The organism is Acinetobacter sp. UBA6720 (assembly GCF_002454215.1).
In the GTDB taxonomy this organism is placed as follows: Bacteria; Pseudomonadota; Gammaproteobacteria; order Pseudomonadales; family Moraxellaceae; genus Acinetobacter.
The window spans coordinates 2,559-11,033 of sequence record NZ_DKIK01000090.1 but is presented as its reverse complement, the minus strand read 5'-3'; the positions used below and the strand labels follow the sequence as shown (position 1 = coordinate 11,033).

Genomic DNA, 8,475 nt, shown 5'->3' with positions numbered 1-8,475 from the left:
CAGCCCTTGATCTGTTTCAACCAAAAGACAATGACACACCACCTTGGCTTGAAAACCTTTTTGGCCGAAGAGCGGAGCACAAACTGGACACATAGTGCCACAATGTAAATGGTGAATGTTATAAATCATAAAGTCATTTTTATCGTGTTGTTTGGACTGTTATAGCGGAAGATTTGAGTTTTAACAGTTTGATTTTGTTAAAGAGTCATGTGTGCCTGCTTTAAGCGGAAAAAAGCCTGTCGATTGACAGGCTTTAAAAAGTTCAAACTCGGCTCGTCATTAGAGTTTGAAACGATCATACAAGGTAACTCAGAACGCATTTTTATGGGGGAGTTTCCTCTTTGGATTGCTTGGAGTTCAGTGCCCATTTTTGTTTTCAATCGGTTTGCTCGGTCAAAACTTTGGGCTTCGCTTGTCTAGTGCAAGAGCAGAAGATTTTATCCTTGCTCAGGCTGTGGAGTCAGGCGTAAATACGGGGTGACTGCCTTATAGCCTTTCGGAAAGCGCTGAGCGATCTCCGCTTCATCTTTGAGTGATGGCACAATCACCACATCATCGCCCTGTTGCCAGTTTGCTGGGGTTGCAACTTTGTGATGATCGGTCAGTTGCAGTGAGTCAATCACGCGTAAGATTTCATGGAAATTACGACCTGTTGATGCAGGATAGGTGATAATCAAACGGACTTTTTTGTTTGGGTCGATAATGACCAAAGAGCGAACCGTTAATGTTTCACTGGCATTCGGATGGATAAAACCATATAGCTCAGACACTTTTCGGTCTTGGTCGGCAATGATCGGGAAGTTCACGGTAGTATTTTGGGTTTCATTGATGTCTTTGATCCAGCCATGATGTGACTCGACATCATCGACTGAGAGGGCAATGGCTTTTACACCACGCTTTTCAAATTCATCTTTGAGTTTTGCGGTAAAGCCAAGCTCGGTGGTACATACTGGCGTGTAGTCAGCAGGATGTGAAAAAAGTACTCCCCAGCTATCGCCTAAAAATTGATAAAAATCAATTTCGCCTTCGCTCGAAGCCTGTTGGAAATTGGGTGCGATATCGCCTAAACGTAAACTCATGGTAAACCTCAAATTATCTTTATGTCTATGGAATGAACATCACTATGGCGCAATTTCTTTTGCATGAAAAATAGTGTTTTATTATTTATTTATACAAAATACTCATAATGAGGCGGATAGCTGTTATGTATTGGATCATATTAAACTTGACTTCATTGTTGCTCTAGAGACCGTTTATTTGCATGTTTACTAACGGTATTTAAACGAAATTATTTCTGCTCTAAAGTGTGTAACTATATAGGATTGATCGCACATACGATCGGCTATAATTCTTTTTATGATTGATTTATATTGGTTTTTTAAAGTGATTCCAAAAATATAACAAATTTGAGCATTCCAACAATGAAAAAAATAGGTATCGCCCTGACTTTGTTGCTGTGTGGGTTCGCTTCAACTTATGCGCAAAATAGCGGGTAATTAAAACAAGCCCAAGTGAGTACTGCTCGTCAAACGCCACAACAAATTACAGACCAATATTTAGCGTCTCAAAAAAGTCTTACACAGCGGAAAGTGGCGCTGTCTCAGGCTCTCGAACGAGAGTTGGCTCGAGGTCAGAATGCGAAAAATATTTATCAAGTTGCTTGTGTACAGCTCGTTCCAATTCTCACTGCAATGCGAGTCAATGATGAGCAGCTTTTAGATTTTCTACAGAGCATGAATCCATGTCAGTCCAACAACGGAGTGAAAGGTTCGCTGCGGCAAAATCCAGCGCATGAAAGCAAAACCTTGAACAACTGCAAACAATTAAAGTCGCTACTTTAAAAAAGACTGTTGAATCCTGATGAGTTCGGATGAAATCTCTATGTCGGCTGTTTAAAATTTGTTACATTAGTTTGCCTTAGATTCGACGGGCTAGAAACAATGAATAGATTTTTTAAATGGTTTTGTGTAAAGCCCTTGTACTTCAAATTTCTAGCACCATAATAACGACTAAGAAAACATATTCATTTGACAAGCAAGATTTAGAGAGTCTATTCATGTTGGCAAGTCTGATCGGAGGAATCTTCGGTACCAAAAATGAGCGCGAACTCAAACGCATGCGTAAAATCGTAGACAAGATTAATGCGCTCGAGCCGACGATATCCGCTCTTGGCGATGCAGACTTATCTGCAAAAACTGAAGAATTTAAACAACGCTATAACAAGGGCGAAAGCCTCGATAAATTACTCCCAGAAGCATTTGCTGTCTGCCGTGAAGCAGCTAAGCGTGTAATGGGCATGCGTCATTACGATGTACAGTTGATCGGTGGTATTACCTTACACGAAGGTAAAATTGCAGAGATGCGTACAGGTGAAGGTAAAACCCTGATGGGTACCTTGGCGTGTTATTTAAACGCGATTAGTGCTCAAGGTGTTCACGTCATTACCGTGAATGACTACTTGGCACAGCGTGATGCTGAATTAAACCGTCCGCTATTTGAATTCTTGGGTTTAAGCATCGGGATTATCTATTCCATGCAAGATCCAACAGAGAAAGCTGAAGCCTATCGTGCTGATATTACTTACGGTACCAACAATGAATTTGGTTTCGATTACTTGCGTGACAACATGGTGTTCTCGCTTGCTGAGAAAAAGCAGCGTGGTTTGATCTATGCCATCATTGACGAAGTCGATTCGATCTTAATTGATGAAGCACGTACGCCGTTGATCATTTCAGGTCAAAGTGATGACTCTTCACAGCTGTATGCTGCAATCAACAGCATTCCACCCAAACTACATGCGCAGAAAGAAGAAAAAGTCGCGGATGGCGGTCATTTCTGGATTGATGAAAAGCAACGCTCTGTTGAAATGACTGAGGTTGGTTTTGAGACAGTTGAAAATGAACTGATTGAGATGGGCTTGTTGGCTGAAGGTGAAAGTCTATATTCATCGACCAACCTGAACTTGGTTCACCATGTGACTGCTGCCATTCGTGCGCATTACTTGTATCAACGCAATGTGCACTACATCATCAATGATGGTGAAGTGATCATTGTCGATGAAAATACAGGACGTACCATGCCTGGTCGTCGCTGGTCTGAAGGTTTACACCAAGCAGTTGAAGCAAAAGAAGGCTTGGAAATCCAGCCTGAAAACCAAACGCTTGCAACGACAACCTTCCAAAACTATTTCCGTCTATACAAAAAGCTTTCGGGTATGACTGGTACTGCCGATACTGAAGCTGCGGAAATGAAAGAAATTTATGGTCTAGATGTCGTCATCATTCCGACACACCGTCCAATGATTCGTCTCGACCAAAACGATTTAATCTATTTAAATCGTAATGGTAAATACAATGCGATTATTCAAGAAATTCAACGCGTGCATGAGTCTGGTGTAGCCCCAATTTTGATTGGTACTGCAACCATTGAGGCCTCTGAGATTCTGTCGGATAAATTGAAAGAAGCAGGCATTCAGCATGAAGTGTTGAACGCGAAACAACACGAACGTGAAGCGGATATTATTGCACAAGCGGGTGCACCGCGTGCGGTGACTATTGCAACCAACATGGCAGGTCGTGGTACAGACATTCTGCTTGGTGGTAACTGGAAAGCTTTACTGGCAAAAATTGAAAACCCAACCCCTGAAGATGAAGCGCGCTTAAAAGCAGAATGGGAACAAAGCCATGAAATGGTATTGAGTTCTGGTGGCTTACACATCATTGGTTCTGAGCGTCACGAATCACGTCGTATTGATAACCAGCTTCGTGGTCGTGCAGGTCGTCAGGGTGACCCTGGTGTGTCACGTTTCTATTTGTCTCTTGAAGATGACTTGATGCGTATCTTTGCGGGTGATCGTGTTGTGGGTATGATGCGTGCGATGGGCTTACAAGAAGACGAAGCCATTGAGCATAAAATGGTGTCACGTTCGATCGAAAATGCGCAGCGTAAGGTTGAGGCTCGTAACTTCGATATTCGTAAGAACTTATTGAAATATGATGACGTCAACAACGAACAGCGTAAAATTATTTACTCGCAACGTGATGAAGTTTTAGCAGAAAGCACATTGCAAGATTACATCGAAGAGATGCAACGTGATGTGATGAAAGGCGTGATTTCTAACTATATCCCACCTGAGTCAATTCATGATCAATGGGATATTGAAGGGCTTGAAAAAGCATTACGTGAAGACCTCGCGATTGATTTGCCAATCAACCAATGGTTGGAAGATGACCGTCGCTTAGATGAAGAATCTTTGGTTGAGCGTATTACTGATGAAGTGGTACAACGCTATCGTAATCGCCGTGAACAAATGGGTGATGAAACTGCAGTTATGCTGGAGCGCCACTTCATGTTGAACTCGTTGGATCGCCACTGGAAAGATCACTTGGCGGCGATGGATTATTTACGCCAAGGCATTCACTTACGTGGTTATGCACAGAAAAATCCTGAGCAAGAATACAAAAAAGAAGCGTATAACTTATTTGTAAATATGTTGGCGATTATCAAATCGGATGTTGTGACTGATTTATCTCGCGTACATGTGCCAACGGCCGAAGAGCTGGCTGAAATGGAAGCTCAAAAGCAAGCTCAAGCTGAAGCGATGCAATTGAACTTGTCACATGCAGACTTTGATGGTTTGTTGGCCGATGATCAAAGCCACTTCGCAGAAGTAGATGCACAGTACGAGCCAGTAGAAGAGTTTGCTGCACCTGCAAGTCGTAACGCGCCTTGCCCATGTGGTTCAGGTCTGAAATACAAACAATGTCACGGTAAAATCTAAATATTGCGTAATAAAAAGCAGAACTTTGGTTCTGCTTTTTATTGGAATGGCTAAAAAATTCTCATTGAGCTAAATTGCATATTGCTTATGATGCCAGCTAAAGCGTTGCAGAATGTGAATAGCAATTGCAGTCTTAGTCATTAAATGCTATTTAGTTGCTCATTATCTAAATCTCTAAAGTGGAAAGACAATGAAAAAAGTATTAAAACCAATCATGATCGTAGCTTTAGTGCTTCCAACTTTTGCACTTGCAGACACCACTACCGCAGCTAAAGTCCAACAAGCACGTGGCACAACCACAGCGCCTGCGGCACAGGCCAATGGCAATATTACGGTACAAAGTCCACGTACAGGCATTCGTTATACTTTTCCTAACCCTAATCAACGTCCTGTCGTATTACAAACAGCGGCTATTGCTCCGGTGAATGCAGTCACAGTGAATCGTATCGTGGCTTCAAATCCAGCACTTTCCCCTATAAGCCAAGAAAATGCTAAACAAGCACTGTTGTCTGAGTCGGCACAGCTTGCTTCAAATTAATCGTATTTTCAAATATAAAACCAATCTTCGGATTGGTTTTTTTATGTCAAAAATGAACTCACTTTGAAAAGTGAAAACAAACAAAGTCTTCTGCTCGATTTTTTCTGAAAATTCTAATAAGCTGTGGTTTTTCTAACAAATGAATTGGACGTTTAAAATGCCAGTAGGTGACGTATCAATGCCACAAATGCACGTGGTGAAAGGGGTGAGAATCGGAACGGCTGAAGCTTATGTGCGCTATCAGAACCGACGAGATCTTGTCATTTTCGAATTTGCTGAAGGAACCAACGTTGCGGGTGTTTTCACCCAAAATGCCTTTTGTGCAGCACCTGTGCATGTGTCTAAAGCGCACTTACAACAAGCAAATCCACGTTACCTTGTCATTAATACAGGGAATGCCAATGCAGGCACAGGTAAAACTGGTCTGGCTAATGCTCAAAGCACTTGCACAAAACTGGCTGAACTTGCCGGTGTAAAGGCGAACGAAATCCTGCCATTCTCAACTGGGGTAATTGGTGAGCAATTGCCTTTAGAACGTTTGTGTAGTGGTTTACAGCCTGCTTTAAATAGTTTGAGTGCTGACGCTTGGGTCGACGCTGCTACTGGTATTATGACGACTGACACAACTCCGAAAGGCGCATCTGAACAGTTCGAGCTAGATGGCATCATTTATACCATGACGGGTATTTCTAAAGGTGCAGGTATGATTCGTCCAAACATGGCCACCATGTTAGGTTATGTTGCAACTGATGCACCTATCAGCCGTAATTTGGTTCAGCAACTTTTGAGTGAAACAGCGAATGTTTCGTTCAACAGAATTACCATTGATGGTGATACTTCGACCAATGATTCATGTATCTTTGCAGCCACAGGACAAGCTGGTGGTATTGAAATTCAGTCCACAAATGATCCACGTTATGCTGTAGTCTTAGATGTATTGACCCGTATAATGAAACGCCTTGCACAACTGATTGTACGCGATGGTGAAGGTGCAACTAAGTTTATTACGGTTGCAGTTGAAGGTGGGAATGATACACAAGAGTGTTGCGATATTGCCTATAGTATTGCGCATTCGCCTTTGGTGAAAACTGCAATTTTTGCATCAGATCCGAACTGGGGACGCATCTTGGCTGCGATTGGTTATGCGGGTGTTAAAAATTTAGATGTTGAAAAAATCCAAGTTTGGTTAGATGATGTGCAAATCTGTAAGGATGGTGGAGCGGCAGTTGATTACACGGAAGCAGAAGGTGCTCGTGTAATGTCGCAAGCGGAAATGACCATTCGTGTAGACCTTGGACGCGGAGCGGCGAAAGACACAGTCTATACCTGTGACTTATCTTATGATTATGTGAAGATTAATGCGGACTACCGCTCTTAATCTGAACATGCTCAAGAAAGCCTCCATTGGAGGCTTTTTTATCTTGAGTGCTTTTGAATGATTGGTCAAAAGCCTAAATGCCATTTGACCAATAAATTGAGTGTGGGAATTGCTTGTTGATAAGCATGAAGGGATGGATGAATGATGAACAATGCGACCAATTTAATTGCCAATGAAGCAAAATCAATTGTGCAGGCGCATTTGGACCGTTTGGGTGAGACCAAAGAGTCACAGCTGAGCGAGGAGGCAAAACAGGAAAAGTTTGCCCTAATCTTGGCTGAGCTGAAAAAACGCGATGCAGTTTTGGTAGCACATTACTATTGTGATCCAGAAGTGCAGGAATTGGCCGAATTAAGTGGTGGTTGCGTATCCGACTCATTGGAAATGGCACGTTTTGGTCGTGATCATCCTGCATCTACCTTAGTGGTGGCGGGCGTTAAATTTATGGGGGAAACTTCAAAGATTTTATCGCCAAATAAAACCATTCTCATGCCCACTTTGGAAGCCACATGCTCTTTAGATTTGGGCTGTCCAGTCGATGAGTTTAGCCAGTTTTGTGATGCACATCCTGATCATACCGTTGTGGTTTATGCCAATACTTCAGCTGCAGTGAAAGCCCGTGCCGATTGGGTAGTGACTTCAAGCTGTGCAGTTGAGATTATTGAGCACTTAGATAGTTTGGGTGAAAAAATTATTTGGGCGCCCGATCAGCATTTGGGACGTTATATCCAAAAGAAAACAGGTGCAGACATGTTACTTTGGGATGGGGCATGTATTGTGCATGAAGAGTTCCGTGCGCGCGGTATTGCTCAAATGAAAGCACTTTATCCAGATGCTGCTGTTTTGGTCCATCCAGAGTCACCTGAATCTGTGGTTGATATTGCCGATGCTGTCGGGAGCACATCACAACTGATTAAAGCTGCTCAGACTTTGCCACATGAGCGATTGATCGTTGCGACGGATCGGGGTATTTTCTACAAAATGCAACAAGCCGTACCCAACAAAATTTTAGTTGAAGCCCCGACAGCAGGTGAGGGTGCAACTTGTCGGTCTTGTGCACACTGCCCGTGGATGGCAATGAATGAGCTAGATGGGATTTTAGAGGTATTACAGCGCGGCGATCAGGAAATATTTGTAGATCCTGCACTTGCTGAGCGTGCAAAATTACCTTTAGATCGCATGTTAGATTTCAGTGCATCGCTAAAACGTTAAAATTTGTATAAAAAATGCCTGAAACGCTTGATTAATATACATTTGACGTGATTTTTTTATTTTTTTTAAATATAGGTGTTGACGTTATCAAGCGTCGCGCCTAGAATGCACACCGTACCGAACGAGATGTTCGATACGAAAAGCTGAGATGAATCGGAGCATAGCACAGCCTGGTAGTGCACCTGGTTTGGGACCAGGGGGTCGTAGGTTCGAATCCTACTGCTCCGACCAATTCTTCAAGGCAAGGTTTTCCATAATACCTCGTATTATTGGTCATGCGCCTGTAGCTCAGTTGGATAGAGCATCCGCCTTCTAAGCGGATGGTCACAGGTTCGAATCCTGTCAGGCGCGCCATTTGGTAGCTTGGTATATAAGAACCGAAACATGATGGTGGATGTAGCTCAGTTGGTAGAGCCCTGGATTGTGATTCCAGTTGTCGCGGGTTCGAATCCCGTCATTCACCCCAACTTTAAAAAGTTGAAATCGGAGCATAGCACAGCCTGGTAGTGCACCTGGTTTGGGACCAGGGGGTCGTAGGTTCGAATCCTACTGCTCCGACCATTTATT

The 8,475-nt window shown here is 42.9% G+C and carries 6 protein-coding genes, 4 tRNA genes and 1 pseudogene; 9 read left to right on the top strand and 2 right to left on the bottom strand.

Features of this window, described 5'->3' with window-relative positions:
• Together B4F08_RS08515 and B4F08_RS08510 are read right to left on the bottom strand one after the other, a co-directional pair.
• Positions 1 to 129: pseudogene (locus tag B4F08_RS08515) on the bottom strand (MBL fold metallo-hydrolase); the annotation flags it as partial.
• A gap of 308 nt (positions 130 to 437) precedes the next feature.
• Positions 438 to 1,079 (bottom strand): peroxiredoxin, encoded by a 642-nt coding sequence (locus B4F08_RS08510; RefSeq protein WP_086210395.1) that lies wholly within the window; start codon positions 1,077 to 1,079, stop codon positions 438 to 440.
• Between the two features lie 432 nt (positions 1,080 to 1,511).
• On the opposite strand from B4F08_RS08510, the gene B4F08_RS08505 reads away from it, so the two are divergent.
• The 9 genes from B4F08_RS08505 (at position 1,512) to B4F08_RS08465 (ending at position 8,469) form a co-directional block, all read left to right on the top strand.
• Positions 1,512 to 1,841: a hypothetical protein gene (locus B4F08_RS08505; protein WP_291374133.1), complete on the top strand. Its 330-nt coding sequence runs from the start codon at positions 1,512 to 1,514 to the stop codon at positions 1,839 to 1,841.
• 215 nt (positions 1,842 to 2,056) lie between these two features.
• Complete coding sequence (gene secA / locus B4F08_RS08500; RefSeq protein WP_291374132.1) at positions 2,057 to 4,780, top strand: preprotein translocase subunit SecA; 2,724 nt, start codon at positions 2,057 to 2,059, stop codon at positions 4,778 to 4,780.
• A gap of 190 nt (positions 4,781 to 4,970) precedes the next feature.
• Positions 4,971 to 5,318: a hypothetical protein gene (locus B4F08_RS08495; RefSeq protein ID WP_119064638.1), complete on the top strand. Its 348-nt coding sequence runs from the start codon at positions 4,971 to 4,973 to the stop codon at positions 5,316 to 5,318.
• 157 nt (positions 5,319 to 5,475) lie between these two features.
• Positions 5,476 to 6,696: a bifunctional glutamate N-acetyltransferase/amino-acid acetyltransferase ArgJ gene (argJ, locus tag B4F08_RS08490; protein WP_291374131.1), complete on the top strand. Its 1,221-nt coding sequence runs from the start codon at positions 5,476 to 5,478 to the stop codon at positions 6,694 to 6,696.
• Between the two features lie 144 nt (positions 6,697 to 6,840).
• A complete protein-coding gene (gene nadA, locus B4F08_RS08485) occupies positions 6,841 to 7,908 on the top strand; it encodes a quinolinate synthase NadA (RefSeq protein WP_291374138.1) in 1,068 nt (355 codons plus the stop codon).
• Positions 7,909 to 8,062: 154 nt separating this feature from the next.
• Positions 8,063 to 8,139 (top strand) — tRNA-Pro (locus tag B4F08_RS08480).
• Between the two features lie 46 nt (positions 8,140 to 8,185).
• Positions 8,186 to 8,262, top strand: a tRNA-Arg gene (locus B4F08_RS08475).
• Between the two features lie 36 nt (positions 8,263 to 8,298).
• Positions 8,299 to 8,374: transfer RNA gene (locus tag B4F08_RS08470), tRNA-His, on the top strand.
• Positions 8,375 to 8,392: 18 nt separating this feature from the next.
• Positions 8,393 to 8,469, top strand: a tRNA-Pro gene (locus B4F08_RS08465).
• Positions 8,470 to 8,475 lie beyond the last annotated feature (6 nt).